We start from the raw sequence: 26648 nt of genomic DNA on the forward strand, positions 1-26648 counted from the left end.
TTTGCCTGCCCGTCGATCTGACGGTATTAGCCTAGCTGCGCCCGCCGACAGGGCGGCTGGCTAACCGAGAGGACCTGGCCGAGTGCGAGAATACCAGCGTGTCGATTCCAGAATTCGCGGACCCCAAGGCTGCACCCGCCCACTCGCAAACCCTGTCGCGCGGCATCCGCATGCTGGAGATTCTCGCCGACACCGACAAACCCATGACGATCGTCGAACTCGCCGCCGCCCTCGACGTGCACCGCTCGATCGCCTATCGCATTCTGCGCACCCTGGAAGATCACGGTCTCGTTGTTCGCGACCCGGCGGGACTGGTACGGCTCGGCGCGCGACTGGCTGCCCTGGCGCGCGGGGTGTCCCGCGATCTGCAGGCCACTACCCGGCCTGTGCTCACCCGCATCGCCAACGAGCTCGGCATGACCGCCTTCGTCGCGGTACTCGACCAGGGCGAGATCTTCACGCTCGTGAGTATCGAGCCGCGGCAGGCCCACGCGACGGTCGCACAGCAGCCTGGCACGCGGCATCCGCTGCACATGGGTGCACCGGGAATCGCGATCCAGTCAGGCCTGAGCGCGGCGCAATGGGCCGCGCTTGGCCACCCGGAAACCCGCCGCAGCGAGGCCGGGGAGGTCGTTGCTCTCGGCTACGCCTCGAGCCACAACGAGGTCATTCCGGGCCTGTCGTCGATTGCCGTTCCGTTGCTCGTGCCCGGGGAATCACCCGCCTCCCTCGCCGTCGTGTACATCTCGAGCCTGCACTCCCCCACCGACATCGGTGCTGTGCTCACCGCGGCCGCCCGCACGATCGTCGCAGAGCTCAGCTAGTCACCCCGCGACCGGAAAAACAACAATACTGACCAAAAGGTAGGTAATCGTAAAAAATCCTGCCATACTGCCGCAGTGCCGGTTTTCTCCGCACGATCCACAGACTTTGCAGCACCACCCGCCCAGCACCGCAGTGAGATACGAGGGAGTATTCCATGGCTATTACGACCGAGCGCACGCCAACGGCCAGCGCCAAACGCAGTGAGGAACGGCGGGTTCTCGCCGGCACCATGGTGGGTACCACCATCGAGTGGTACGACTTCTTCATCTACGCCCAGGCCGCCGGACTCGTGCTTGCCGGCCTGTTCTTCGCCCCGCTCGCCGGCGAGAACGCTCCGCTGGCCCAGCTGATCGCCTGGGCCTCGCTCGGCATCAGCTTTCTGTTTCGCCCGCTCGGCGCTATCGTCGCCGGACACCTCGGGGACCGCCTGGGCCGCAAGGCGATGCTGGTCTTCACGCTCGTCATGATGGGCGCCGCCACAGCGCTCATAGGTCTGCTGCCCACCTTTGACCAGATCGGCGTCTGGGCACCGATCCTGTTGATCGTGCTGCGCATCCTTCAGGGCTTCTCTGCCGGCGGCGAATGGGGCGGTGCGGCACTGATGAGCGTCGAGCACGCACCGATCAAAAAGCGCGGCTTCTTCGGTGCCTACCCGCAGATCGGCGTTCCGGTCGGCCTCATTCTCGCCACCGGAGTCATGATCGCCGTGACCACCTCAATGAGCCCGGAGGACTTCCTCGCCTGGGGCTGGCGAATCCCGTTCCTCGTCTCCGTGCTGCTCATCGTCGTCGGCTGGGTCATCCGCCGCGCGGTCGCCGAGAGCCCCGTCTTCAAGGAGATGCAGACGCGCAAGAAGGAATCTGCGGCACCGCTCAAGCTACTGTTCAAGAACCACTCGCGCCAGGTCATCCTCACCGCACTCATCTTCATCGCCAACAACGCGGCCGGCTACATGCTTATCGCGTTCTTCAACTCCTACGCCACCAAGCCCGCTGAAGCTGGCGGACTCGGCATGGAGCGCACCCCGGTGCTCATCGCGAGCACCGTCGCCGCGTTCTTCTGGCTGGCATCGACGATGATGGGGGGCATCCTCTCCGACAAAATCGGTCGCGTGCGCACATTCCAGCTCGGCTACGCCTTCCTGTTCCTCTGGGCCATTCCGATGTTCCTGCTGATCGACACCGGCGACATCGTCTGGTTCTCGACGGCCCTCATCGTGCTGGCGGCCGGGCTCGGCTTCTCCTACGGCCCGCAGGCCGCGCTCTACGCCGAGATGTTCCCGGCCCAGGTGCGCTACTCGGGCGTGTCCATCGGCTACGCCCTCGGCGCTATTCTCGGTGGCGCCTTCGCCCCGCTCATCGCCCAGCTGCTGCTCGATGAGACCGGATCCACCACCTCAATCGGCATCTACCTCATGGGCCTCGCCGCGATTTCCTTCGTCGCGGTCACCCTCGTGAAGGAGACCCGCGGAATTCCGCTGGGCATCAGCACCCACGAGTAGGCAGTTCAGTTTCAGACCGTGCCGCCCGAGTTTCGACCCGGGCGGCACGGTTTTTCTCTGCCCATCTCAGGCAAAACGAACCCTCGACATCCGCTCTCGAATCGTATATGGTTTCATATATAACCACCTGCAACGACGCGATTGGACGCTTATGACTCCCGAATCCCTGCCCGAACTGGGCCGGCCCGGCAAAGTGATCGCCGTGCACATCAATTACCCGTCCCGGGCCGCCCAGCGCGGGCGCACCCCCGAGCAGCCGTCCTACTTTCTCAAGCCCTCGACCAGCGTCGCGGCCAGCGGCGACACCATCGTTCGTCCAAGCGGATGCGAACTGCTCGCCTTCGAAGGCGAAATCGCGCTGGTCATCGGTCGCCGGCTGCGCGGCGTCAGTGTCGAGGAGGGTTGGGCCGGCGTCGCCGGGGTCACTGCCGCGAACGACTTCGGCGTCTACGACCTCCGTTACGCCGACAAGGGCTCCAACCTCAAGTCCAAGGGCGGAGACGGCTTCACCCCGCTCGGCCCGCGAGTCCTTGCCGCCGAGACCGTCGACCCGGCCAACCTGCGCATCCGCACCTGGGTCAACTCCGAGCTCGTGCAGAGCGATACCAGTGCTGACCTGCTCTTTAACTTCGGTCGCCTCGTCGCCGACCTCTCCCAGCTGATGACGCTCGAGCGCGGCGATGTCATTCTCACCGGAACACCGGCCGGCGCCTCCGTCGTCGGGCCGGGCGACACTGTCGAGGTCGAGGTTGACGCCCCGACCATGCCCGGCGCGCCGACCACAGGCCGCCTGATCACCCGGGTCGCCGAGGGCACCCAGAAGTTCGGCACGTTCGGCTCCGGCCCGAAGGTGGACGACTTGCAACGGGCCGAAGCCTGGGGCTCGGCCGAAGAGGCCGGCCTCGAACCGGCGTTCGTGCTCACCGATGAACTGAAGGCCCGCATCAACAGCGTCGGCACCGCCACCCTGAGCGCCCAGCTGCGCAAACGCGGCCTGAACAACGTGTCGATCGATGGCCTGCACTCGACCCGCCCGAACGCCCGGCTGGTTGGCCGGGCTCGCACCCTGCGCTTCATTCCCAATCGCGAAGACCTGTTCGATGCTGCCGGCGGCGGCCACAACGCCCAGAAGCGCGCCTTCGACAGCCTCGGCGTCGACGACGTGCTCGTGATCGAAGCCCGCGGAGAAACCGGCACCGGCACCGTCGGCGATATCCTCGCACTGCGCGCCCAGGTGCGCGGCGCCGCCGGCATCGTCACCGACGGCGGAGTGCGCGACCTCGCCGCGGTCAGCGCCCTCGATATGCCCACCTATCACCACGGCGGCCACCCGGCGGTGCTCGGCCGGCGCCACGTTCCGTGGGACTTAGGCCTCACGATCGCCTGTGGCGGGGCATCCGTCCAGCCCGGCGACGTGATCGTCGGCGACGCCGACGGGCTGCTCGTCATTCCGCCGCACCTCATCGATCAGCTCGTCACCGACAGCATCGAGCAGGAACGCGAAGAAACCTTCATCGCCGAGATGGTCGGCGAAGGCTTCAGCGTCGACGGCCTCTACCCGATGAACCCCGCCTGGAAGGAGAGGTACCGCGCATGGCTCGCCAGTCGATAGTGGATGCCGCCCCGCCGACCATCGGCAAGGCCCAGTTCGCCTACGACTGGCTGAAAACCCGCATCAACGATGGCACCTTCGGCCCCGGTTTTCGACTGGTCCTCGACCAGATCGCCCGGGATACATCGATGAGTCCCGTTCCCGTGCGGGAAGCCATCCGCCGCCTCGAAGCCGAGGGTCTGGTGACCTTCGCCCGCAACGTCGGGGCGCAGGTGGCGATGCTCGACCCCACCGAGTACCAGCACACCATGCAGACCCTCGGCCTGGTCGAGGGCGCGGCCACCGCGCTTTCGGCGCCGACGCTGAGCCCGGCAGCGATAGCGCGCGCCCGGCAGATCAACGCGCAGATGCGCGACACGCTGCGCCACTTCGACCCGACCAGATTCACGTCGCTCAACCGTGACTTTCACTCCGAGCTGTACAGCACCTGCCCCAACCCGCACATTCTCGACCTCGTTCACCGCGGCTGGAACCGGTTGTCGGTGCTGCGCGAATCCACCTTCGGCTTCGTGCCGGGGCGCGCGGCCGAATCGGTCGCGGAGCACGACCATATTCTCGACCTGATTGAGCAGCACGCCTCGGCTGCAGAAATCGAACACGCGGCCCGCGACCACCGGCTGGCCACCCTGAACGCGTTTCTTTCATCTCGCAATAAGGAAGGCATTTCATGAAGTTCCGCAGCAACCCGAGCCAGATTCGCGGATCCATCGCCGCACTGATGACCCCGTTTACCGAAGGCGGCGCCGTCGACCATGCGGGCCTGACCAACCTGGTCAACTGGCAGATCGCCTCCGGCTCGCACGGCATCTCGATCGGCGGCTCGACCGGCGAGCCCAGCTCGCAGACCATCGCCGAACGCGCCGCCGCCATTCGCACCGTTGCGACCGCCATCAACGAGCGCGTGCATTTCATGGCCGGAACCGGTTCCACCAAGCTCGACGAGACCCTCGAGCTAACCGCGGCCGGCCGCGACGCCGGCATCGACGCCGCGCTCATCATCACGCCGTACTACGCCCGCCCCACCCAGGAGGCGCTCTACGTCTGGTACAAAACCGTCTGTGAAGAGTTCCCGGATCTGCCGATCGTGGCCTACAACGTGCCGAGCCGGACCGCCGTCGACATCGCGCCCGACACCGTGTACCGCCTCTACCGTGATTTCGATAACTTTGTCGGCGTGAAGGAAACCACGAAGGACTTCGAGCATTTCTCCCGCGTGCTGCACCTCTGCGGCCCGGACCTGCTGGTCTGGAGCGGCCTCGAACTGCTCTGCCTGCCGCTCATGGCCCTCGGCGGCGCCGGCTTCGTCAGCGCCACGAGCAATATCGCGCCTGCCGCCGTCGCGCAGATGTTTGAGGCCTGGGAACAAGGCGATTTCGCCACCGCCCGCAAGATTCACTATGGCCTGCACCCGCTCGTCGACCTGCTATTCGTGGAGACCAACCCGGCGCCGGGCAAGTGGGTCATGGCCCAGCGCGGCCTGATCGAGAGCGGCTTTGTGCGTCCGCCGCTGATCGAACCGACCCCCGGAGGCCTCACCAAGATGCGCATTTTGATGGATGCCGGCTCCGAGTACCTGACATCGACCGCCGGCTTCACCCTGACCGGGGCCTCCAAATAATGACTCATTACGTGCCCGCGGGCCTGCCCACCAGCATCCGTCATTTCATCGGTGGAGAATTTGTCGACAGTGTCGGTGGGGAGACCTTCGATGTGCTCGATCCGGTGTCGAACCAGACCTACGCCACCGCAGCCGCCGGCCAGCAGGCCGACATCGACCTGGCCGTCGCCGCCGCGAAAGAAGCATTCGATCACGGACCCTGGCCGCGCCTGCTGCCCCGCGCCCGGGCCCGGGTGCTGCACCGCATCGCCGATGCCGTCGAGGCCCAGGACGCCCGGCTCGCCGAGCTCGAAACCTTCGACACCGGACTGCCGATCACGCAGGCGCTCGGCCAGGCGCAGCGCGCGGCCGAGAATTTTCGCTTCTTCGCCGACCTGATCGTGGCGCAGGCGGACGACACCTACAAGGTGCCCGGCAAGCAAATCAACTACGTCAATCGCAAGCCGGTCGGGGTGGCCGGGCTGATCACCCCATGGAACACCCCGTTCATGCTCGAGAGCTGGAAGCTCGCTCCCGCGCTGGCCTCGGGCTGCACCGTCGTGTTGAAGCCGGCCGAATTCACGCCGTTGTCGGCGAGCCTGTGGGCGGAGATCTTCGCCGCCGCGGGGGTGCCCGACGGCGTGTTCAACCTGGTCAACGGTATCGGTGAGGAGGCCGGCGATGCGCTGGTCAAGCATCCGGATGTGCCGCTCATCTCGTTCACCGGCGAGACCACGACCGGCCAGACGATCTACCGCAACTGTGCCGCGAACCTCAAGGGCATGTCGATGGAGCTCGGCGGCAAGTCACCCGCCGTGGTCTTCGCCGACGCCGACCTCGACGCCGCGATCGATTCGACCCTGTTCGGTGTGTTCTCGCTCAACGGCGAGCGCTGCACGGCATCGAGCCGCATCCTGGTCGAACGCTCGATCTACGACGACTTCTGCGCCCGTTACGCCGCCCGCGCCGCGAGCATCGTGGTCGGCGATCCGCACGACCCGGCGACCGAGGTCGGCGCCCTCGTGCACCCCGAGCACTACGCGAAGGTCATGAGCTACGTCGAAATCGGCAAGTCCGAGGGGCGTCTGCTTGCCGGCGGCGGCCGCCCATCCGGCCTGCCGGAGGGTAACTACGTCTCTCCCACCGTCTTCGCCGACGTCGCCCCGACCGCCCGCATCTTTCAGGAGGAGATCTTCGGCCCGGTCGTGGCCATCACCCCCTTCGAAACGGATGCCGACGCGCTCGCGTTGGCCAACGGGGTCAAGTACGGGCTGGCCGCCTACATCTGGACCACCGACCTGACCCGCGCCCACAACTTCGCCCAGTCCGTCGATGCCGGCATGGTCTGGCTGAACTCGCACAACGTGCGAGACCTGCGCACCCCGTTCGGTGGCGTCAAGGCGTCCGGCCTCGGCCACGAGGGCGGCTACCGGTCGATCGACTTCTACACCGACTCCCAGGCCGTGCACATCACCCTCGCCCCCGTGTACACCCCCCGCTTCGGAGCCCACTAGCTCGCCCCTTTGGGGACGGGGCCTGGGCCCCGTCCCCGGGCCCCGTCCCCGGGCCCCGTTTAGAAACTGAGCCCAGGTTCATAAGGTGGGCCCAGCCGCACCGCCCACCGACTCTTGCGGCCTCGAGAACCAGCCGTACGCATCCGCTTGACTCAATGAGGAGAACCCCATGACAATCCCCACCGCCACCCCGCCCGACATCCTGCGCTGCGCCTACATGGACATCGTCGTGACCGACCTGGCGAAGTCGCGCGAGTTCTACGTCGACATTCTCGGCCTCGTCGTCACCGAAGAGAGCGACACCGAGATCTACCTGCGCAGCTTCGAAGAATTCATTCACCACAACCTCGTGCTGCGTCAGGGGCCGATTGCTGCCGTCGCCGCGATGGCTTTTCGGGTGCGCAGCCCCGAAGACGTCGACCTCGCCGAGGCCTACTATAAGGAGCTCGGCTGCCGCACCGAACGTCGCACCGAGGGCTTCGTGACGGGCATCGGCGACAGCGTGCGCGTCGAAGATCCGCTGGGTTTTCCGTACGAGTTCTTCTACGCCACCACCCACGTTGAACGCCTCGCCTGGCGCTACGACCTGCAGGGCCCGGGCGCGCTCGTGCGGCTCGACCACTTCAACCAGGTCACCCCCGATGTCGGCCGTGGTCGCAAATACCTCGAGGACCTGGGCTTTCGCGTTACCGAAGACATTCAGGACTCCGACGGCGTCACCTACGCGGCCTGGATGCGGCGCAAAGACACCGTGCACGACACCGCCCTCACCGGCGGCAATGGCCCGCGCATGCACCACATCGCGTTCTCGACCCACGAGAAGCACAACATCATCTACATCTGCGACAAGCTCGGCGCCCTACGCAAGAGCGATCTGATCGAGCGGGGACCTGGCCGCCACGGCGTCTCGAACGCGTTCTACCTCTACCTGCGCGACCCCGACGGGCACCGCATCGAGATCTACACACAGGACTATTACACCGGCGACCCCGACAACCCCGTCGTCACCTGGGACGTGCATGACAACCAGCGCCGCGACTGGTGGGGCAACCCCGTCGTACCCAGCTGGTACACCGACGCCTCACTCGTGCTCGACCTCGACGGCAACCCGCAGCCGGTGATCGAGCGCACCGAGCCTCGCGAAATGGCCGTGACCGTCGGCGCCGACGGCTTCTCCTACACCCGCAAGGACGACGCCCTGGCTGGCTTCAAGCTCGGCACGACCCTCTGATTCCGACCGGGCCCGGGCCCGGAAAGCGGGCCCATGATTGATCATGGGCCCGCTTCCTTAAGGTGGGCCCGCTCCGCCCAGATGGCCCGAGGTCCGCACGGTGGCGGATTCAGGATGGAGGTCGTGGCCGGGACGATACCGCCGCGTGTTTTCGCGGGGTGGGCGCACGCATCCGTTCTCGTTACCTGAATTCGCCACCGACCGGTGAGGAAACCGACACCGGAATGGGCCCCGCCGAAGCGAGAACCCGTGCCCGAAGACCCCACACCGCCGAACGGGGCATTGGCCTCGTCGGCAACGGTCTACGCAGGTCGCGGCTCAGACCAGAAACTCCAGCGCGGCCTGCTTGAACGCACGCGCACTCAGCGCGTTCAGGTGGGTGCAACCGGGCAGCTCGAGGTACTGCGCGCCGCGTTCGGCAGCGAGAGCCGCCACCCCGGCCGGAATCGAGTCGGCACCACCGGCTACAAACAGCTGCGGGATGCCCGCGGGCACGTCGAGCGTGCAGCCCGCGACCCCCTGCACGCACGCCAACAGCGCCTGGCGGTCGGCACCGGCGGCGATGGAGGGGCCGAGCACCCCGGCAATAGTCGGATCTGCGGGAAGCGCGCCCGAAACGACGAACCGGTTGACCTCGTCAAGGTCCCAGGTCTCGAACAGCTCGACCGGACCGGCCCCGCCGAGCACGAGCCGCCGTACCCGTTCGGGCGCCAGCCGAGCCAGGGCTGCCACGACCCGCGACCCCATGGAGTAGCCGATCACGTCGACCCGTTCCAGTTCGAGGGTGTCCAGCACGGCCACGAGGTCGGCGGCCAGCTGGCGCGGGGCGTAGTCGGCCGCCCGATGCGGCTTGTCACTCTGGCCGTGGCCACGCAGGTCGGGCGTGATCGCGCCGCGCCCAACCTCGGCGAATGCTCGCACCCAGCCGGATCCGCCCCAGGTCACCGCGGCGGTCGACGCAAAACCATGCACGAACAGCACCGGTCGCTCCCCCGGCGTGGCCTCGAAGGCGATGCGTATCCCGTCGAGACGCCGAGCGAACCGGGTCATTCGACGGCGTCGCTCGCGGCGAACACCGCGCCGGCGTGCGCCATCTCGGCGAGGGCGGTCTCGGTCGATTGCGCGGCGACTCCGGCGACCAGATCGGTCAGTACCCGCACATGCTGGCCGTGCTCGAGCGCGTCGAGGGTGGAAGCGCGCACGCAGTAATCGGTGGCGAGACCCACCACGTCGATCTCGGTCACCCCGTGCTCGGTCAGCAGCGACCCCACGGTCTGTCCGGCCTCGGTGGTGCCCTCGAAGATGGAGTACGCGGGCTTGCCCTGGCCCTTACGAATGTGAAAGGTCACGGCATCCGTTGTGAGAGCCTGGTGATATTCGGCGCCCGCGGTGCCGGCCACGCAGTGCACCGGCCAGGTCGTGACGTAGTCGGGTGCCGTGTCGCGGGCAAAATGGCCACCGTTGTCATTGCCGATATCGTGCCAGTCGCGCGACGCGAAGACGTATTTATAGGCAAGCGGATGCTGCGCGAGCAGCGCGCTCACGCCCGCTGCGACGGTCGCCCCGCCGTCAACGCCCAGGGCACCGCCCTCGGTGAAATCATTCTGAACGTCGATGATGAACAGGGCGCGGGTCACTGTGGCTCCTTTTGGACAGTCAGTTGTTACATGGTCAGTTGTTCGACAGATTATCGCCACAGTGGAAGAAACCGGTGGTCAGTGTGTCGATGGCGATTTTCGCGTTCGAGCTGACGTTGCCGATCGCGTAGATGGCGAAGGTGAGCGGGGTACCGTCGGCGGCGTGGATGATGCCGGAGAGCGTGTAGCCGGTATCGATCCAGCCGGTTTTGGCAAAGATGGCGCCGTCGGCGGCGGAATTCGCACCGGCGAAACGGTCAGCGTAGGAGAGCGATCCGCGCGGCCCACCGGCGATCGGCAGGCCATCGAACAGCATGCCGAGGTTGCCCTCGCGGGCGTTGACCTTGACGAACAGGGCGGTCAGGTAGGCCGGCGACACGGCGTTGTGTGGGCTGAGGCCCGATCCGTCCTTGATGATCATGCCAGTGGTGTCGATGCCGTAGGCGGCGAGTCCGCCGACGATGCCCTGCTGCAGGGCTGAAAAGGAGTTGCCGGCACCGTTTTCGATCGCCACGAGGCGGGCGAGCATCTCGGCCAGGGTGTTGTCGCTCACGATCAGGGACTGCTGAATCAGGGTCGACACCGGCGCGGACTGCACGGCGCCCAGTTGGGCTGCACCGGCCGGGGCGGTGGCCTGGCTGATTTCGAGGCCACCGCCGAGAGCGTCAGCGAAGGCCTGGCCGGCGCGAGCGATCGGGTCTTCGCTGCGGGCGGACGTGCTGCGGGTGGGGTCGTTCCGGTCGCCGTCGACCATCAGCGCCGTAATTTCGGGCATGTAGCCGAGGCCGAGTTCGGTTCGGGCCCAGCCTTCGTCCCAGTCCGGGCCGGAGAAATAGGAGGAATCGAGCACGAGTGAAGTGATCGGCGGGTTGGCCGGGTCGGCAGCCCAGGAAACCATGGTCTGGGTGGCAAGGTCATCGAGGTGCGCGGCGCCGGTGTAGAACGGTTCCTGGCCGGTCGGCAGCCGCGACAGGGTGAGGTCTCCCCCGCCAACGAGCACGACCTGGCCGGGTTCGGAGCCCCGGACGACGCGGGTCGTGGCGCGGTAGTCGCTGCCGAGAACGTTGAGCGCCGCGGCCGAGGTGAGCACCTTCATGACGCTGGCCGTGCGCGAGGAGGTCGTGCCGCCCCGATCGAACAGCACCTCGCCGGTGTTGGCGTTGACCACCTGCGCCTGAAAATCGGCGAGTCTCGTGTCGGCGGCGAGCCCGGCGACCGAGCAGGTGCGCAGTCGGCTGGCTGCAGTCGCCTCGGCGGGCACCGGCCGCGCCGGGTCGACGGTCGGCGTGGGACTCGGCGTCGCCGTGGGTGTTCCTACAACGGATGCCACCACCGGCTCATTCGCGCCGGTCTGCGTTCCCGCGAACACGGCGCCACTGCCGAGCAGCACGAAGACGAGGGTGCCGGCGGCGATCAGCCAGGCGCGGCGGCGATCAGCGCTGACAGCAGCGATCCCGCCACGCGGGACGTCAACCGCGGGGGACGCGGGTGTCTGCACTGGTTCTTCCACCTCCGTATGGTAACCGACCCGCCTCCAGGCCAGCTATTCGCCCGGGTAGCGCAGCCCGATCTGGGCCCGAACCGCGTCAAGGGTCGTCATCACGGCGACCGATTCTTCGGCCGGCATGATGTCGCTCGAGATTTTGCCGGCCCGAATCAGCTCCTCAACCTCGACCGCTTCGAACTGCATACCGCGGCCGGTGAACTCGGCCCGGGCGAAGGCCTCGAGCACGGTGCCCCCGTTGTCGAGCACTCGAAAACTGGTCGGCGCGTACCAAACGCCATCGATGTCGATGCGCCCGTGCGTGCCGATGATCGACGCCGTGGTCGGGCCGAGGGTGTCGCTGGACGAAAATGTCGTGGCAATCTGGCCACCGGGGTAGCGAAAAATCGTCGCGACCTGGGCATCCGCTCCCGTCGCCTTAAATGAGGCGCTCGCCAAAATCGTGTCGGGCGACCCGAATACGGCGTGCGCGAAGTTCACCGGATACACCCCGAGGTCGAGCAGCGCGCCACCGCCGAGCTCGAGCGAGTTCAGGCGGTGCGCCGGGTCGTCGGGCAGGTCCTGGGTATGGTCGGCGATCAGGCTGCGCACCTCGCCGAGCGTGCCGGCGGCGAGGATCTCGCGGATGCGCACCAGGTGCGGCAGGAATCGGGTCCACAGGGCCTCCATCACGAGCAGATTCTTGCTCGCGGCGAGGTTGACGATCTGCCGGGCCTCGCCGGCGTTGATCGCGATCGGCTTCTCGATCAACACGTGCTTGCCGGCGTTCAACGCGAGGGCTGCGTGCTCGGCGTGAAACGGATGCGGCGTCGACACGTAGATGACGTCGACTTCGGGGTCATCGACGAGTTCGGCATAGCTGGCATGCGCGGTGGGGATGCCGAATTCGGCAGCAAACGCATCTGCCGAGGCCTGACTGCGCGACCCGACGGCCTGCACCTTGTGGCCGTTCTGCACCAGATCGCTCGTGAACGCGTGGGCGATGCCACCGGTGGCCAAGATTCCCCAGCGAATCGATTCCGTCATGCTTGCAGTTTATCCAGGGCCACCGACACGCGCCGACACGGCAACATATAGGTCAAACTAGATCAATGATCACCCTGCAGCAGGATGCCGATGGTTTCATCCGCATGAACCGGCACTTTCCCGACAACTCGCTCATCAGCATCAGCTTTACCGAGGGGGCTGCGGAGGAATTCACCGGCGCACAGCTCAACGTCATCTTCGACGATGCCCTGGCCGAGTTTCGCGGGCAGAACCGTCTCGAGGGGGCGAAGGGCTTCTCGCGCGCGCCCGCGAAAACCGTGCATCCGACCAAGAACATCACCTTCGTGAAGGTGCACCCCGGAATGGCCAGCTAAGAGACGGTCGCCAACGCGGTGAGCGCCGCAAGCCGATCGACCCCGATCGGTTCGTCGGCCAGCAGCGGCACGATCGCGACCCGGTCGGCGCGGGCGACCACGATATCGATCTGAGTGGCCTCGCTGGCGGCGCGCGCCTGCAAAAAGGGCGTCTCGGGGTGCGCTGCCGCGATGGAATTGTTGACCACCCAGCCCCAGGGCTGAATTCCGGCGCGCTGCAGATCCTGCTGCAGGCCCTCCGCTTCGAGCACCGGCGTGGTCTCGGCGAGCGTCACCAGCAAAACCTTGGTCAGGGCCGGATCCTGCAGCCGCATCAATGGCGTCACGAACGCCATTCCGTCCCCCATCTGGCGCGCGATTTCGCGATGGTACGACCCGGTGGCATCCAGCAGCAACAGGGTGTGGCCGGTCGGCGCGGTGTCGACGACGACGAATTCGTGCCGTGATTCGTGCACGGCCTGGGAGAACTGCCGAAACACCGCGACCTCGTCAGTGCACGGGGAGAGCAGGTCTTCGGCCAGGGCTGCCCGGCCATCGGCGTCGAGATTCTTGCCCTTGGTCGCCATCACGTGCTCGCGATAATCGCGAATCGCCTCGTCGGGGTCGATGCGGGAGACGCGCAGCCCTGGCAGGCTCCCGTGCAGGGTCTCGACCAGATGAGCTGCCGGGTCGGTCGTGGTCAGGTGAACGGCGTGACCGCGCTCGGCCAGAGCCACGGCCAGAGCCACAGCGATTGTGGTCTTGCCCACGCCGCCCTTGCCCATGCAGAGGATCAGACCGTGCCCGGTCTGCTCCAGCTCGTCGACGAATTGGCCGAGTGGGGCGTCCGGAACGTCGACCACAGCGTGCAATTGCCCGGGGCCGTCGCGGTCGGTGCGAAACAGGGTGCGCAGCGCGTCGATGCCCATCATGTTGCCGGCCTTGAGCTCCAGAATGTCCCTCGGCAGTGCAGCGATGGCCGCCGGAATACCCGTCAGCGCCGCCGATTCGCGATTGCGCACCGCTACGGCGATCGGCTCGGTTCCCGCGCTGGCTGGCAGCACTCCATTAATGACAACGTAGCTGCCGCGAATTCCGATCTGCGCCAACTCAGCGTGCGTGCGCTCGATCTCCGTCAAAGCGGATGCCTGCGCTCGCGCCACGAGCACCAGCCGCGTTCGCTCGGGGTCGGCCAGCGCGGCGACGGCCGCTGCGTACACCGCTTTGTGCTTGTCGAGCCCGGACAGCGGTCCGAGGCAGGACGGATCGCCCTTGCCGGCGTCGAGAAACTCGGTCCAGGAACCGGGAAGCTGCAGAAGCCTAATGGTGTGCCCGGTCGGCGCGGTGTCGAACACGATGTGGTCGTACGTCGTGAGCAGACCGTCATCGGTGAGCAGGTTCGTGAACTCGTCGAACGAGGCGACCTCGGTCGTGCACGATCCGGACAGGCCCTCGGCGATACTCGCGAGCTCGCGCTCCGGCAGGAGCCCCCGAACCGGGGCGATAATGCGTTCGCGATAGGCATCCGCTGCCTGCTCCGGGTCGATTTCGAGTGCGCTCAGGCCGGCAATGGCGCCAATCGGAGTGACCGTATTGCCGATCGTGAGCCCGAACACCTGCCCGATATTGGAGGCCGGATCGGTGCTCACCAGCAGCACCCGGCGACCCCGTTCGGCCAGTTCGATGGCCGAAGCGCAGGCAACGGATGTCTTCCCCACGCCGCCCTTACCGGTGAAAAAGAGAAACCGAGGCGGGTCTGCCAGGAACTTCATGTGTTAGCAGCAGCCGGTGGCGCCGCCGCAGCATCCGCTTGCCGATTTCTCGGTCAGGCCGAGCTGGGGCCGGTCGGTCGGCGCTACGGCAGCGAGGCCGGCGAAGGCGAGTAGCTGGGATTTCGATGGGTAGGCGCCGGTCACCACGGTGACGCCGTCGACGACGGTGAGCGGCAGGCCGGTAGAGCCGACGACGTGCATGAAGGCGCGCACGGTCTCATCCGTGGTGAAGGCGAGAGGATCGGTGGCCAGGTTATGGCGCTGAATGTCGGCGCCAAGTTCCTGCAGGCTGCGCACGGTGGCGGTCACCTCGACCAGGGACTGATCGACGTCGACACCACAGACTCCGGTGTCGCAGCACAAGGCCGGTTCGTAGATTCGGATGGCAGTCATGTCGATCTCCCTAGTAACGTCTGCAGCTATATCGATAAGTATCAATGTAGCAGTAGGCTGGTGCCGCGACCTACAGGAAAGGATCAACTTATGGACAAGACATCTGAGATCACGGAGCGCGTGCGAGAGCGCTACGCCGCCGCCGCCCTCCAACTGACCGACGTCTCGAGCACGTCGTGCTGTGCCCCCACCGATCTGATAAACGGCGATGTGTTCGGATCCACCCTGTATACCGCCGAAGAAGGTTCGGAGATTCCCGAGGAAGCCTTTCTGGCCAGTCTCGGCTGCGGCAATCCAACCGCGGTCGCCGACCTCCGCCCGGGAGAAATCGTGCTCGACCTCGGCTCCGGTGGCGGCATCGACGTGCTGCTCTCCGCGCGCCGCGTCGGGCCGACCGGGTTCGCCTACGGACTCGACATGACCGATGAAATGCTCGAACTCGCCCGCGCCAACGCCGCCAAAGCCGAGGCCACCAATGTGGAGTTCATCAAGGGCCAGATCGAGGCCATCCCCCTGGCCGATGACACCATCGACGTCATCATCTCCAACTGCGTCATCAATCTCTCGGCCGACAAGAACGCGGTCATCGCCGAGATGTTCCGAGTGCTCAAGCCCGGCGGGCGCCTCGGAATCTCCGACGTCGTCGCCGAAAACCAGCTGAGCGCAGAGGACCGCATCCGCCGAGGCAGCTACACCGGCTGCATCGCCGGAGCCCTGTCGCACCAGGAGTACCTCGATGCCCTGCACCAGGCCGGTTTCGCCGACCCGAGCGTTCTCTACACCCACGAGGTCGCCCCCGAAATGCACGGGGCCATCGTGAAGGCGGTCAAACCCGCCCGGTAGCCTCTACTGGACCCGCAGCAGCTCCAGAAACTCGTCGGCCATTCCCAGCTGATCCTGCAGTTTTTGCCGACGCTCGACCGCCTGGGCGATGAAGGTCTCGAGCTCGGCGCGTACCTCCGGAACGTCAGATCCGGTCAGCCCACCCTGCAGCGTGTCGATGACCTTCAGCAGGGCCATCATCTCGTCGAGCGTGAAGCCGAGCGGTTTCATGCGGCGAATGAGCATCAGCCGGGTGAAGTCATCGGGCGAGTAGAGCCGAAAACCACCATCGGTGCGAGCGGATGCATTCAGCAGGCCGACCTCGTCATAGTGGCGGATCGTGCGCAGCGACAGCCCGGTCTTCTCGGCGAGTTCGCCGATGTGCATCGTGACCGCGGATCCAATCGCGCCTGACGTCACCGGATGCATTCTTTCCCTGAAATTTACGATCAACCCTTACGTCAGGGTAGTGTTGCAGAAGTCGGCTGACATTCATCTGTGAGCCCACTCTCCCACCATTGTCCTCGATGGCCTTGTCCTCAACGACCGGTGGAGGTGCGCACCGCGGCGCCCACCCAACTCTTCTGCATCCACTTCGGCCGCACCCCGGCCCAGCTTCTGGAGGCCTCATGGCCATTGTTCAAAAATCCGCTTCAGCCAATCGATACCAAGCTGAGCCCTCGGTACTCACCGCGCTCCGCACGCCCCGCCTGCTCACCCGCGAGGTACTCGCCGGCCTGGTCGTGGCCATGGCCCTCATCCCTGAGGCGATCGCCTTCTCGATCATCGCCGGCGTCGACCCGCGCGTCGGCTTGTTCTCCTCCTTCGTCATGGCTGTGACCATCTCCTTCGTCGGTGGGCGCCCGGCCATGATCACCGCCGCCACCGGCGCGATCGCGCTTGTCATCGCCCCGGTCGCGCGGGAATATGGCATGGAGTATTTCATCGCCACCGTCATCCTCGCCGGGGTGCTCCAAATCGTGCTGAGTCTGGTCGGCGTCGCCAAACTCATGCGCTTCATTCCGCGAAGCGTCATGGTCGGCTTCGTCAACGCCCTCGCCATCCTCATTTTCGGTGCCCAACTCCCCCAGCTGCTCGGCGTGCCGTTCATGGTCTACCCGCTCGTCGCCGCCGGATTGATCATCATGATCGTCATGCCGCGCATCACCAAGGTGATCCCGGCACCGCTCGTAGCCATCGTCATGCTCACCGTCGCGACCGTGGTGACCGCCATCGCCGTCCCCACCATCGGCGACCAGGGCGAACTGCCCGAGAGCCTGCCCGAGCTCTTCCTCCCCAACATCCCGCTCAACTGGGACACGTTCACGATCATCGCCCCCTATGCCCTCGGCATGGCCCTGGTCGGAATTCTCGAATCTCTCATGACCGCGAAGTTCGTCGACGAGATCACCGACACCCACTCCAACAAAACCCGCGAGACCTGGGGCCAGGGCGTCGCCAACGTCATGAGCGGCCTGTTCGGCGGCATGGGCGGCTGCGCCATGATTGGCCAGACCATGATCAACGTGAAGGCCTCCGGCGCTCGCACCCGCATCTCCACCTTCCTCGCCGGCGTCTTCCTGCTCGTTCTCGTGCTCGGCCTCGGCGACGTGCTCGCCGTTGTGCCCATGGCTGCCCTGGTCGCGGTGATGATCATCGTGTCCTATCTCACATTCGACTGGCACAGCATCCGCTTGTCTACTCTTAAGCGGATGCCGAAGAGCGAGACCACCGTCATGGTCGCCACGGTCGTCGTCATCGTTCTCACCCACAACCTCGCGATCGGCGTCGTCGTCGGTGTCATCGTCGCAATGGTCGCGTTCGCGCGTCGCGTCGCCCACCTCGCCAGGGTGGAGCGCACCGTCGAGCTCGACCAGCCCGTGCCGACCGCCTACTACACGGTGACCGGGGCGCTGTTCTTTGCCTCGAGCAACGACCTGATGACCCAGTTCGAGTACGCCGACGACCCCGACCGCATCGTCATCGACCTGTCGGCCTCACACATCTGGGACGCCTCCACCGTCGCGACCCTCGACGCCATCTCCTACAAGTATGAGCGGCAGGATAAGTACGTCGTGATTGAGGGGCTCAACGAGGCCAGCCACGAGCTGCACAGCCGCTTGGCCGGGAACCTCGGCGGCGGCCACTAACAAAGGGGCTCTCGGCCTTCATCGGGCCGAAGCCGGAAAAACCGGACCTGACTCTTGTAGCGCTCATTGGCAAGAGCATCGATTGAAAAAGTCCCGATAATGGGGGCCGGCGGTGGTACGAATCCACCTTCCACCGTCCGCCCCTCCACTCTGACGGCCGCTACAATTTCCCACCCCGTAAGGTCTCCGGTGCGCTTCCGGTAGCCGTGAACGACGCCTGTCGCTTTATTCCGGAGCGGCGTCGCTTGGCTAGTCGATTGCTCGAATCGTCCAGGAGGCGCGTGCGGGATCTGCTGGCTGAAGGACGTTCAGGTCTATTCCAGAGTTGAAAGCATCCGGAGGACAGGTCATTGGTTCGACGGCTAGTCCAATCCTGTCAGTCAAGGGTGCGGTTTGATCAGCAGTATGCACCTGAACCCACGGGCATTCGCTATCCCAGCTCAGGGCCACTCCACTGCCGCCGTTCGTCGTCACGCGAACTGTCGCGTTGCCTTCATAATCCCGGTCGAGGCCGGTGAAGGCGTGATCGATGAAAGTGTTATCGATAGTCCGTGGCGTACGAAAATCAAAGGCGGCAAGATCACTATCATCGACGTCACGAAGGCGAAGGGGAATGAGACGGTCAGGAGTCACAGTCAGTATTTTCCTGGCGGGGAGTTCGAGCGTCCAGTCGTTGATGCGGCCAGCCCCGGCAACAAGGTAGGGGTGCGGAGCGACCCCAAAAGGGGCAGCTTTTGGACCGGAATTCACTGCCGTCACTTTCGTTCGAAGGCCCTCGCCGTCAAGCGCAAAATCTACCTCTAGCGTCACCCGGTGAGGATACCCAGGTTGCGCCTCGACGGTTGCCTCTAGAACGAGCCGATTGGACGTCTGCCTCACCGCAGCAAAGTCCAGCCAGGACGCGAGTCCATGGAGCGCGTGTCCCCTCGACGGCTCGGTGATGCTGAGCTGTTGCTCGATGCCATCGAATGTGTACCTTCCATCCACGACTCGGTTCGGCCACGGTGCCAGGATGGCGCCGCGAAAGAAGGGCCGCACTTGATTGGCGTCGAAAGGCACGATGAGGTTGCGCCCGTGGTATCGGAGCGATCGAAGGCTCGCGCCGATGCTGGCGATCGAGGCGGTGTAGCCGTGAGCCTCAAGAACGAATTGTGTTCCCGACAGCGGCCTGAGCGATATGGAGTTTCCCATGTGGCACCATTCAGTTAACGTTGGATTGCTTCGTTGGGAATCACGATTCGAGGAATGTCGGCGCCCCAATCGACCTCGGCAACGTGCAGGGCGCGGTACGTGTAATCCTTGTCCCACGCGTGGAAAACGAGGTAGTCCTGACCATCCACATCCATGACCAGGTCTTGGCCACCGGGGCCACGATATAGACCCCCGGAGCTGTCCGTCGATAGGATCGGACCAATTTCCTTCGTCCATGGGCCGTCGATTGAGGCAGCCGATGCAGCACCGACCGCGTATCTGGCGTCTCCGTAGGAGTTCGCGGAGTAGAGCATCACAAGTCCTGAACCGCGAGTTATAACGGTCGGCGCCTCGATAAGGCTACCCTCCCAATCTTCGGTTTGCATTAGGAGCATGATGGGATCGCCCGTGACGCTGAGCCCATCGGGAGAGAGCGTGGCAGCCTGAATCCAGGTATCGAGTTCACAACAGTTCCCGTCATTTTTCCAGACGAGATACAAGACGTCGTCGATGACCACGGTGCTCGCATCGATCGCGCCGCCTTCGTCTTCTGGACAGATGATCATGGCGTCGCCCTGAACGGTGAACGGTCCGGCTGGGTCGCTGGCGGTGGCAACACCGATGCACTGCAGCGTTGGCGCAAAATTCGTCGCCGTGAAGTACATGACGAAGGAATCATCGGAGAGTCTCGTTACCTCAGGTGCCCAGGTCTTTCCCGGAATGATCCAGCTCGGAAGCTTCGGCAACGCGTCGGGCAGCACCTCCCAATCGAGAAGATTGGCGGAGGAGGCGACCTGCACGTTGCGGTTGTTGTCGTTGGTGGCATACGCGAAGTACGTGCCGTCGACCTGTACCACGTCGGGATCAGCGAAATTCACGTTGAGTACCGGGGCTCCTGGTATGGCGTCCGCTGGGGATCCCGAATGCTCCACCGCCGCCGTGCAGCCACTCACCGCGAGGGCCGTCATGATGGCGGCGGACACGCACGCCAAAAATGCACGGCGAGCCGAGTTCATCAGGTGCTATCCCTTCACGCCAGAGCGCGAAACGCCCTCGATGATGAAGCGCTGGAGAAAGATGAACAGCGCCAGCACTGGCACGCTCGCGACGACCGCGCCGGCCATCAGCAGGTCATAGCGGACCGCATTTGCGGATTGAAGCGTGGACAGGCCTGCGGGCAGAGTTTGCACCTCTGGGCTGAACAAGACGTAGACGGGCCAGAGGAAGTCATTCCAGTTGGCGAGGAAGGCGAGCAATGCAAGTGTCGCAAGAGCGGGTTTGGCGAGCGGCAGAACGACCTGCGTAAAGATCACGAATCGGTTAGCCCCATCGAGCCGGGCGGCCTCCTCCAACTCCACGGGCAGCCCCACGAAGAACTGTCGCATGAAAAACACTCCAAAAGCGGATGCCGCCGTTGGAATGATGATCGCGACGAGCGAGTTGAGCCACCCCAGTTCACTCACGATGAGGTAATTGGGAATCACCAGAATAACCGGCGGCACCAGCAGGGTCGCGACGATGATGACGAAGACGAAATTCTTGCCGCGAAACTGCATCCGTGCGAGCGGATACGCCGCGAGGGACGCCGTGATGACGACCAGCGCGGCATTGAGCGCTGCTGCAACCATGCTGTTTGCGAACCATTGCAGCACCGGCGTCGCGGTCCCGGGAGCGAGGATAGACGCGAAAGCCTGCAGAGAAATCGGATTCGGAATCCACGACGGTGGAATAGCAGTCGCGTCGGCCCGGGTTTTGAGGCTGGTCACGATCATGAAGATAATCGGGCTAATGAACGCGATTGCGATCGCGCCGAGAACGGCGACGCGAGCAATACCGCCGCTCCGCCGGCGTGCACGGCGTGCGCGGGATCCCGCACTGATCGTGCTCGTGACATTGCTCACGAGAGAACCTCTTTCTCTTGCTTCTTGGGCTTTTTCTCGCGAAAGATATAGAAGACAAAGGCGCTGATCGCCATGAGGAAGATGGTCAGTACGTAGCTCATCGCTGCGGCGCTGCCCATCTGAAAGTTTCGCAATCCCGTGTCAGCGATCTGATAAATGGCTGTGCGCGTCTCGCGTCCGGGGCCGCCCTGGGTCATGAGATAGGACTGGCCAAACATGTTGGCGGAGGCAAGGAGGGTGATGATCGTGATGAACGACAGGATGGGCTTGAGCCCCGGAATCGTCACGTGCAGAAACTGCATCCACGGCCCGGCACCATCAACACGGGCGGCTTCGTAGAGCTCAATAGGGATGTCCTGAAGGCCAGCGAGATAGATAATGGCATTGAATCCAAGCGTCCACCAGACAGTCACTCCCACGAGTGCGACCCAGGCCGCGGGCGTCGTTGTCGTCCACGCGGTGTCGTCCGGGAGTCCGAGGAGTCCCAGATAGTGGTTCACGAGGCCAATGTTGTTGTCGAGCAGGTACCGCCAAAGTACCGAAATGACAGCGACGCCGAGCACGTAGGGGGCGAAGTAGATGGCTCGGAGAAAGTCCCGTCCGGGAAACTTCTTGCTCATGAGTAGGGCGACAGCGAGCGGGACAACCAGGAGCAGCGGCACGCTGAGTACGGTGAAGATTCCGGTGGCCCGCATGGATCCCCAGAACGGGCCAGAAATCGTCGTCCCAGGGGAGAACAAGGCGACGTAGTTGCCGAGGCCGACGAAGGGTTTGTTTGGCAGCGTGTAGTCCCAGGAATGAAGACTGATCCACACCCCGAGAACTGCCGGGAGGATGACGAAGCTGCCAAACAGCAGCAGGTAGGGGGCGAGAAAAAGCCAGGGCGTTGCTATCCCCTGTTGCCGAGTGCCCGCTCGTACTCCACGTTTCTTCTGCGACTCCGGTTCGGAAGTCGAGGGGCGGCGCGCCCTACCCTTAGGAAGAGCGCGCTCACCAACCTTCGTCGACATTGGTCAGCCCCCGAACGAGGCTTTGTTGTCGTCCATGAGTTGCGTCGCCGTGGCGGCGGCTTTTTTGAGCGACTCACTCGGCGTTGTTGTTCCCTGAACCCCGTCGGCGACGGCGATTTCGAGTGTCTCAGTCTGCACCTGGCCGATCCCGGGAATGGGCGGCAGGAAACGCATCGAATCGATCGTCTCGGCGATTGATTCCTGCGGGAGTCCCTCAAGGGCGCCCGCATCGCGTACTGACTGACGAGCGGGGATCATGCCCGAGCCTGCCCACTCGGCCGATTGCTCGCTTATCCAGGCGATAAACACCTTCGACGCGTTGACCTTGTTCTGGTCAGCGCTGCTCTGGCGTGGGAGGAAGAAGTTATGGGAGTTGGCCCAAACGGCGTCTGTTTCGCCGATTGTGGGAATCGGGGCAACCGCGTACGGAAGTCCTGACTCGGCGAGATCGTTGATCTGCCAGATGCCGTCCCAGGTGATGGAGGTCTCACCGTTCTTGAAAGCGACGTACTGGGAGTCGATGGCAACGTCACTCGGGCTATATCCGTCGTCCACGATGGAGCGCTGCCACTCAAGTGCATCTATCCCGGCCGCTGAATCGAACGTTGCTCCGTCGTCGCCATACGGTTCACCGCCGTTCTGCCAGAGCACGGAGAGATTCATGAGGTGGCTTGGCCACCGCGTCGGCATCCAGAAGGGAGTTTCATAGCCAGCTGCCTGAAGCTTGTCGAGCGCATCTTGGAAAGAAGCAGCGTCGGTCGGGGCTTCCGTGATCCCCGCCGCGGCGAAATGTTCGGTGTTGTAGTACATGCCCAGGGAGTGCACGTCGAGGGGAATGCCGTAACGGGCGTCCTTATAGACGCCGGCATCCCAGACTTCCTCGGTGAAGTCAGCCGACGTCAGACCCAACTCCTCGGCGAGATCGTCGATCGGCACTATGACGTTTCGCGCGGCATTCGACGCGAGCTGGTCCAGGTGCATCACGCCGACGTCCGGGCCCTCGCCAGCGGTAACCGCTGCGGGAAGGCGCTGGTAGAAGTCAGCCCATTGCATCGTGTTTGAGACAACCTTGATGTTGTCGTGCTCCGCGTTGAACTCGGAGACCATCGTTTCCATAAACGGGCCATCACCACCGGTGAATCCGTTCCAATAGGACAGCTCGACTTCAGGTCCGGTGTATTCACCGGTGAAGGGCTCACTCGCCAACTGTCCGCTTTCACCCGCAGAACACCCGGCAAGTACCAGCGTGAGTGCGGCGCCGAGAGCGGTGACTGCAATAGCTCGCCACCCCAAGAAGTCTTTCTGCTTCATGATCGTTCGTCCTCCTCATCGAAAACATCGCTCCGCGACCCATGCGCAAAGCCGGTCACACACTCCCCGCACGCAACGGTGCAGCAAACGAGTGCCTCCCGATAATGTACAGCGCTAGAAAGATATTTGTCTACACCAGAAGAATTCAACTCCTAGGGCGTTTCCAGCGCCAACGGCAGTCCCCCCTAGGATGGACCGGACCGGACTGGACGGAACAAACATGGCAAGGGTTCGACTAATTGACGTTGCAGAACTTGCGGGCGTGTCCATGAAGACCGTCTCGAACGTCGTCCACAGCTATCCCCACGTGGCCCCTGCCCTTCGCGAGAAGGTGCAAGCAGCAATCGACCAGCTCGGGTATCGCCCTAACCTGACGGCACGGCGTCTGGCTACCGGGAAAACCGGAATGATCGCCCTGGCCATCCCGGAAATCGACCACCCGTACTTTTCAGAGCTTTCACGTCAAATGGCCGAAGAAGCCACTCGGCGGGGATACCGCGTCATCATCGAGCAGACTTTGAGCGATCCTGATTTGGAGCGCGCGGTACTCAGCGATCGCGAAGCCGGGCTGGTCGACGGCGTGATCTTTCACCCTGTCCGCATGGGGACGCTTGACATTGCCAAGCTCGATGCCGGCACTCCACTAGTTTTGCTCGGCGAGGCCGCTATGCCAGTTATGACCGACCACGTGATGATCGACAACGTCTCGGCTGCTCTCGATGCTACGCGGCATCTCCTGGCAAGCGGATGCCGACGCATCGCTTTTCTCGGCGTCATCGCGGCGGACATCACTGGTTCGACAAGTCAGCGTCTTCTTGGCTACCAGCAGGGTCTGCTTGAGGCACGGATTCGATTGGATCCTGAGCTGGTCTTCACCGCGCTGGAATTCACTGCGGAAGCCGGCCTTCGCTCAGTCACTGATGCCATCGAGCGCGGGGTGCGTTTCGACGGCGTGGTCTGCCGCGACGACCGATTCGCGATCGGCGCGCTGAAGGCCCTCCACGATTCTGGGCGATCGGTACCTGAAGATGTGGCCGTGGTCGGCTGGGACAACACCTTCCTGGCTGCCTACACGTCCCCGACACTCACCTCGGTGGCGCCGAAAAAGACCGCACTGGTCGCGGCTGCCTTCGATCTTCTCGAGGAACGCATTGGTGGATACCGGGGCGTCGGCCGACACGTAATCGTGGGGCATTCGCTCGAGGTGCGCGAGAGTGCTCCGCACGCTTTTTAGCGTTTCCAATCTCGCAAAACTTTACAGCGCTGTAATTTATCGGCATGATTGCGGTATGTCGCGTTCTCTCCCGATTTCTGCCAGTGCCCAGGGTGGCGTGTACCCCCGCCCCCAACTTGTCCGCCCTAACTGGCACGACCTCGCCGGCGAGTGGGCATTCGAACACGACGACCAAGACATTGGCGGGAAAGAGCGTTGGTTCGCCAATGCTTCGCACCTTGGCCGGGTCATCAAAGTTCCGTTCCCACCGGAGTCGGAGATGTCCGGCATCAGCGATCCTGGCTTCCACCCTGTCGTCTGGTATTCACGCGTCATTAGCCCGGAAGACGTGGCCGCTAGTGGTCTGTCGCCAGAACGCGACCGGGTGGTATTGCACTTTGGAGCGGTCGACTACCGCGCATCGGTATGGATCGATGGTCAGTTCATCGGGTCACACGAGGGCGGCCAGACGCCCTTCTCCTTTGACGTCACCGAAGCGCTGACGCTCCAAAAGGACTGCGTGCTAGTGGTGCGGGCCGAGGATGACCCTCACGACGTCGCCCAGCCGCGCGGCAAACAGGATTGGCTCGAAGAGCCGCACGTGATTTGGTACCACCGTACGACGGGCATTTGGCAACCGGTCTGGCTTGAGTCCGTACCGGACCAGCGCATCGAGTCACTGAATTGGACCCCGAATGCGCAGGCTGGGAACGTTGAGATCGACGTGGGCTTGGCCCGGCGACCGGCGACCGGCGTAACCGTGCAGGTGGAACTTTCCATCGCGGGCGAAATCCTCGCCAGGCAGTCTTTCCTGACCCTGGAGCCGCGATCTCTAGCAACCATTCAGATTGCGCGACAGGCCAACGGTCAGGCCTTCGAAACTCTGTTGTGGTCGCCGGAAAACCCGCGGCTGATTGACGCGCATGTGTCAATCATTGCTGACGACGGGAGCATCCTCGACGATTCATACTCGTATTTTGGGCTACGCAGCGTCAGCATTCACGGCGGTAGGTTCCTGCTCAACGACCGACCCTATTTCGTGCGATCGGTGCTCGAACAGGGTTACTGGCCACAGTCGCACCTCGCTGCCCCGTCCGCCGAGGCGCTGCGTGACGAGGTGGAGCTCATCAAGGCCCTCGGATTCAACGCAGCAAGAATTCACGAAAAGGTCGAGGACCCCCGCTTTCTTTATTGGGCGGATCGGCTCGGACTTCTCATTTGGGGCGAAATGGGGAGCACCTATGAGTTCTCATCGGCGGCAGTGTCGCGAGTTACCCGCGAATGGACGGATGTGGTGCGCCGCGACCGATCGCATCCGTCAATCGTCACCTGGGTGCCCCTCAACGAAAGCTGGGGTGTTCAACAGATTTCCCACGACGAGGCCCAGTTGAGCTTCGCCCAGTCGCTTTACTTTCTGACTCGCGCGCTCGATCCGAGCCGCCCCGTCATCTCCAATGACGGCTGGGAACACGCCATTTCTGACATTCTCACGATCCACGATTATGCCGGCACGGCCGAACAACTCGACGCCAACTACAAAAACATCGACGCCATCCGCGCCCTCGTTGCGGGCATGGGTCCAGCAGGTCGTCGCCTGCAGCTCATTCCCCGCGAAGTCGAGGGTCAGTCGATTATGGTCACCGAATTCGGCGGGGTCAGCTTCGCGCCCGACGCGGCCGATGACTCCTGGGGCTACACGACAGCAACGAGCCATGAGGACTTCGAAAGTCGCGTGTCAGGTCTCGTGGGCAGCCTTCGGGACAACCCACTACTGTCCGGCTTCTGCTACACCCAGCTGACGGACACAATGCAGGAAACTAACGGGTTGACCGACGCGAACAGGAAGCCCAAACTGCCGATCGCCGTCATTCGCAGCATCGTGTCGGGGAAGGACGCACCTCGCTCCAAGTGACGGCGGTTCTTGGCTACGGTTGCACTGCGTCGCACGTGCGCCAAGCCGCCGACTGGTGACGTAGACAACGGCAATGCCTCGGATACCGCCCAGTTCAGTGAGATTGGCCTTGACCCCGTTGTGTGGACACCTCACAAGAGAGAATGTTCACTATGGCAAGATCACGTCGGGACTTCACCCCTGAGTACAAAGACGAGGCCGTGAAGCTGGTC

Annotated in this window: 24 protein-coding genes; 12 read left to right on the forward strand and 12 right to left on the reverse strand. The window is 64.1% G+C overall.

Going from position 1 to position 26648, the window contains the following annotated elements:
- Positions 1-98 precede the first annotated feature (98 nt).
- From E3O11_RS01260 to hpaD, 7 genes are all read left to right on the forward strand, one after another.
- Positions 99-824, forward strand: a complete 726-nt coding sequence (locus tag E3O11_RS01260; RefSeq protein ID WP_241994607.1) for an IclR family transcriptional regulator — start codon at positions 99-101, stop codon at positions 822-824.
- 155 nt (positions 825-979) lie between these two features.
- On the forward strand, positions 980-2326 hold the full coding sequence (locus tag E3O11_RS01265) for an MFS transporter (RefSeq protein WP_092448950.1): 1347 nt from the start codon (positions 980-982) through the stop codon (positions 2324-2326).
- A gap of 151 nt (positions 2327-2477) precedes the next feature.
- Positions 2478-3938 (forward strand): fumarylacetoacetate hydrolase family protein, encoded by a 1461-nt coding sequence (locus E3O11_RS01270; protein ID WP_170851549.1) that lies wholly within the window; start codon positions 2478-2480, stop codon positions 3936-3938.
- On the forward strand, positions 3920-4609 hold the full coding sequence (locus E3O11_RS01275; RefSeq protein WP_092448951.1) for a GntR family transcriptional regulator: 690 nt from the start codon (positions 3920-3922) through the stop codon (positions 4607-4609). Before E3O11_RS01270 ends, E3O11_RS01275 begins: the two co-directional genes overlap by 19 nt.
- Positions 4606-5556 (forward strand): 4-hydroxy-tetrahydrodipicolinate synthase, encoded by a 951-nt coding sequence (gene dapA, locus E3O11_RS01280; RefSeq protein WP_092448952.1) that lies wholly within the window; start codon positions 4606-4608, stop codon positions 5554-5556. The genes E3O11_RS01275 and dapA overlap by 4 nt, the downstream gene beginning before the upstream one ends.
- Positions 5556-7049: a 5-carboxymethyl-2-hydroxymuconate semialdehyde dehydrogenase gene (gene hpaE / locus E3O11_RS01285; RefSeq protein WP_092448953.1), complete on the forward strand. Its 1494-nt coding sequence runs from the start codon at positions 5556-5558 to the stop codon at positions 7047-7049. The genes dapA and hpaE overlap by 1 nt, the downstream gene beginning before the upstream one ends.
- A 169-nt stretch (positions 7050-7218) precedes the next feature.
- Positions 7219-8280, forward strand: a complete 1062-nt coding sequence (gene hpaD / locus E3O11_RS01290) for a 3,4-dihydroxyphenylacetate 2,3-dioxygenase (protein WP_092448954.1) — start codon at positions 7219-7221, stop codon at positions 8278-8280.
- A 318-nt stretch (positions 8281-8598) separates the two neighbouring features.
- Here hpaD and E3O11_RS01295 read toward each other — a convergent pair whose 3' ends face one another.
- The 4 genes from E3O11_RS01295 to E3O11_RS01310 are packed head-to-tail and all read right to left on the reverse strand — an operon-like array spanning position 8599 to position 12447.
- Positions 8599-9330 (reverse strand): alpha/beta fold hydrolase, encoded by a 732-nt coding sequence (locus tag E3O11_RS01295; protein WP_092448955.1) that lies wholly within the window; start codon positions 9328-9330, stop codon positions 8599-8601.
- Entirely contained in the window at positions 9327-9917 is a 591-nt protein-coding gene (locus E3O11_RS01300) for an isochorismatase family protein (protein ID WP_092448956.1), read from the reverse strand. The genes E3O11_RS01295 and E3O11_RS01300 overlap by 4 nt, the downstream gene beginning before the upstream one ends.
- A gap of 34 nt (positions 9918-9951) precedes the next feature.
- Positions 9952-11427: a D-alanyl-D-alanine carboxypeptidase/D-alanyl-D-alanine-endopeptidase gene (locus tag E3O11_RS01305; protein ID WP_241994608.1), complete on the reverse strand. Its 1476-nt coding sequence runs from the start codon at positions 11425-11427 to the stop codon at positions 9952-9954.
- Positions 11428-11460: 33 nt separating this feature from the next.
- Positions 11461-12447: a Gfo/Idh/MocA family protein gene (locus E3O11_RS01310; protein ID WP_092448958.1), complete on the reverse strand. Its 987-nt coding sequence runs from the start codon at positions 12445-12447 to the stop codon at positions 11461-11463.
- A gap of 65 nt (positions 12448-12512) precedes the next feature.
- Between E3O11_RS01310 and E3O11_RS01315 the strand changes: the two genes are divergently transcribed.
- Positions 12513-12782, forward strand: coding sequence for a hypothetical protein (locus E3O11_RS01315; protein WP_092448959.1), 270 nt, complete (start codon positions 12513-12515; stop codon positions 12780-12782).
- Here E3O11_RS01315 and arsA read toward each other — a convergent pair.
- Positions 12779-14533, reverse strand: a complete 1755-nt coding sequence (arsA, locus tag E3O11_RS01320) for an arsenical pump-driving ATPase (RefSeq protein WP_104133340.1) — start codon at positions 14531-14533, stop codon at positions 12779-12781. The genes E3O11_RS01315 and arsA overlap by 4 nt on opposite strands.
- A gap of 3 nt (positions 14534-14536) precedes the next feature.
- On the reverse strand, positions 14537-14926 hold the full coding sequence (gene arsD, locus E3O11_RS17415; RefSeq protein ID WP_166787451.1) for an arsenite efflux transporter metallochaperone ArsD: 390 nt from the start codon (positions 14924-14926) through the stop codon (positions 14537-14539).
- Positions 14927-15016: 90 nt separating this feature from the next.
- Between arsD and arsM the strand changes: the two genes are divergently transcribed.
- Positions 15017-15769, forward strand: a complete 753-nt coding sequence (gene arsM / locus E3O11_RS01325) for an arsenite methyltransferase (protein WP_092448960.1) — start codon at positions 15017-15019, stop codon at positions 15767-15769.
- A 3-nt stretch (positions 15770-15772) separates the two neighbouring features.
- Here arsM and E3O11_RS01330 read toward each other — a convergent pair whose 3' ends face one another.
- A complete protein-coding gene (locus E3O11_RS01330; protein ID WP_241994610.1) occupies positions 15773-16135 on the reverse strand; it encodes a MerR family transcriptional regulator in 363 nt (120 codons plus the stop codon).
- Positions 16136-16377: 242 nt separating this feature from the next.
- Between E3O11_RS01330 and E3O11_RS01335 the strand changes: the two genes are divergently transcribed.
- Positions 16378-17898, forward strand: coding sequence for a SulP family inorganic anion transporter (locus E3O11_RS01335; RefSeq protein WP_092448962.1), 1521 nt, complete (start codon positions 16378-16380; stop codon positions 17896-17898).
- A 249-nt stretch (positions 17899-18147) separates the two neighbouring features.
- Here E3O11_RS01335 and E3O11_RS01340 read toward each other — a convergent pair whose 3' ends face one another.
- From E3O11_RS01340 to E3O11_RS01360, 5 genes are read right to left on the reverse strand one after another with little or no spacing between them, the layout of a single operon-like run.
- Entirely contained in the window at positions 18148-19089 is a 942-nt protein-coding gene (locus E3O11_RS01340; protein ID WP_092448963.1) for an aldose 1-epimerase family protein, read from the reverse strand.
- A 14-nt stretch (positions 19090-19103) separates the two neighbouring features.
- Positions 19104-20105, reverse strand: coding sequence for a glycoside hydrolase family 43 protein (locus E3O11_RS01345; RefSeq protein ID WP_233195458.1), 1002 nt, complete (start codon positions 20103-20105; stop codon positions 19104-19106).
- 6 nt (positions 20106-20111) lie between these two features.
- Entirely contained in the window at positions 20112-20990 is an 879-nt protein-coding gene (locus tag E3O11_RS01350; RefSeq protein ID WP_233195459.1) for a carbohydrate ABC transporter permease, read from the reverse strand.
- Entirely contained in the window at positions 20987-22000 is a 1014-nt protein-coding gene (locus E3O11_RS01355; protein ID WP_092448964.1) for a carbohydrate ABC transporter permease, read from the reverse strand. The genes E3O11_RS01350 and E3O11_RS01355 overlap by 4 nt, the downstream gene beginning before the upstream one ends.
- A gap of 3 nt (positions 22001-22003) precedes the next feature.
- Positions 22004-23311 (reverse strand): ABC transporter substrate-binding protein, encoded by a 1308-nt coding sequence (locus E3O11_RS01360; RefSeq protein ID WP_092448965.1) that lies wholly within the window; start codon positions 23309-23311, stop codon positions 22004-22006.
- A 220-nt stretch (positions 23312-23531) separates the two neighbouring features.
- On the opposite strand from E3O11_RS01360, the gene E3O11_RS01365 reads away from it, so the two are divergent.
- Both E3O11_RS01365 and E3O11_RS01370 read left to right on the forward strand, forming a co-directional pair.
- Entirely contained in the window at positions 23532-24545 is a 1014-nt protein-coding gene (locus E3O11_RS01365; protein WP_092448966.1) for a LacI family DNA-binding transcriptional regulator, read from the forward strand.
- Positions 24546-24600: 55 nt separating this feature from the next.
- A complete protein-coding gene (locus tag E3O11_RS01370) occupies positions 24601-26436 on the forward strand; it encodes a glycoside hydrolase family 2 protein (protein WP_092448967.1) in 1836 nt (611 codons plus the stop codon).
- The last annotated feature ends 212 nt before the right edge of the window (positions 26437-26648 follow it).

Source organism: Cryobacterium levicorallinum (assembly GCF_004402405.1).
In the GTDB taxonomy this organism is placed as follows: domain Bacteria; phylum Actinomycetota; class Actinomycetes; order Actinomycetales; family Microbacteriaceae; genus Cryobacterium; species Cryobacterium levicorallinum.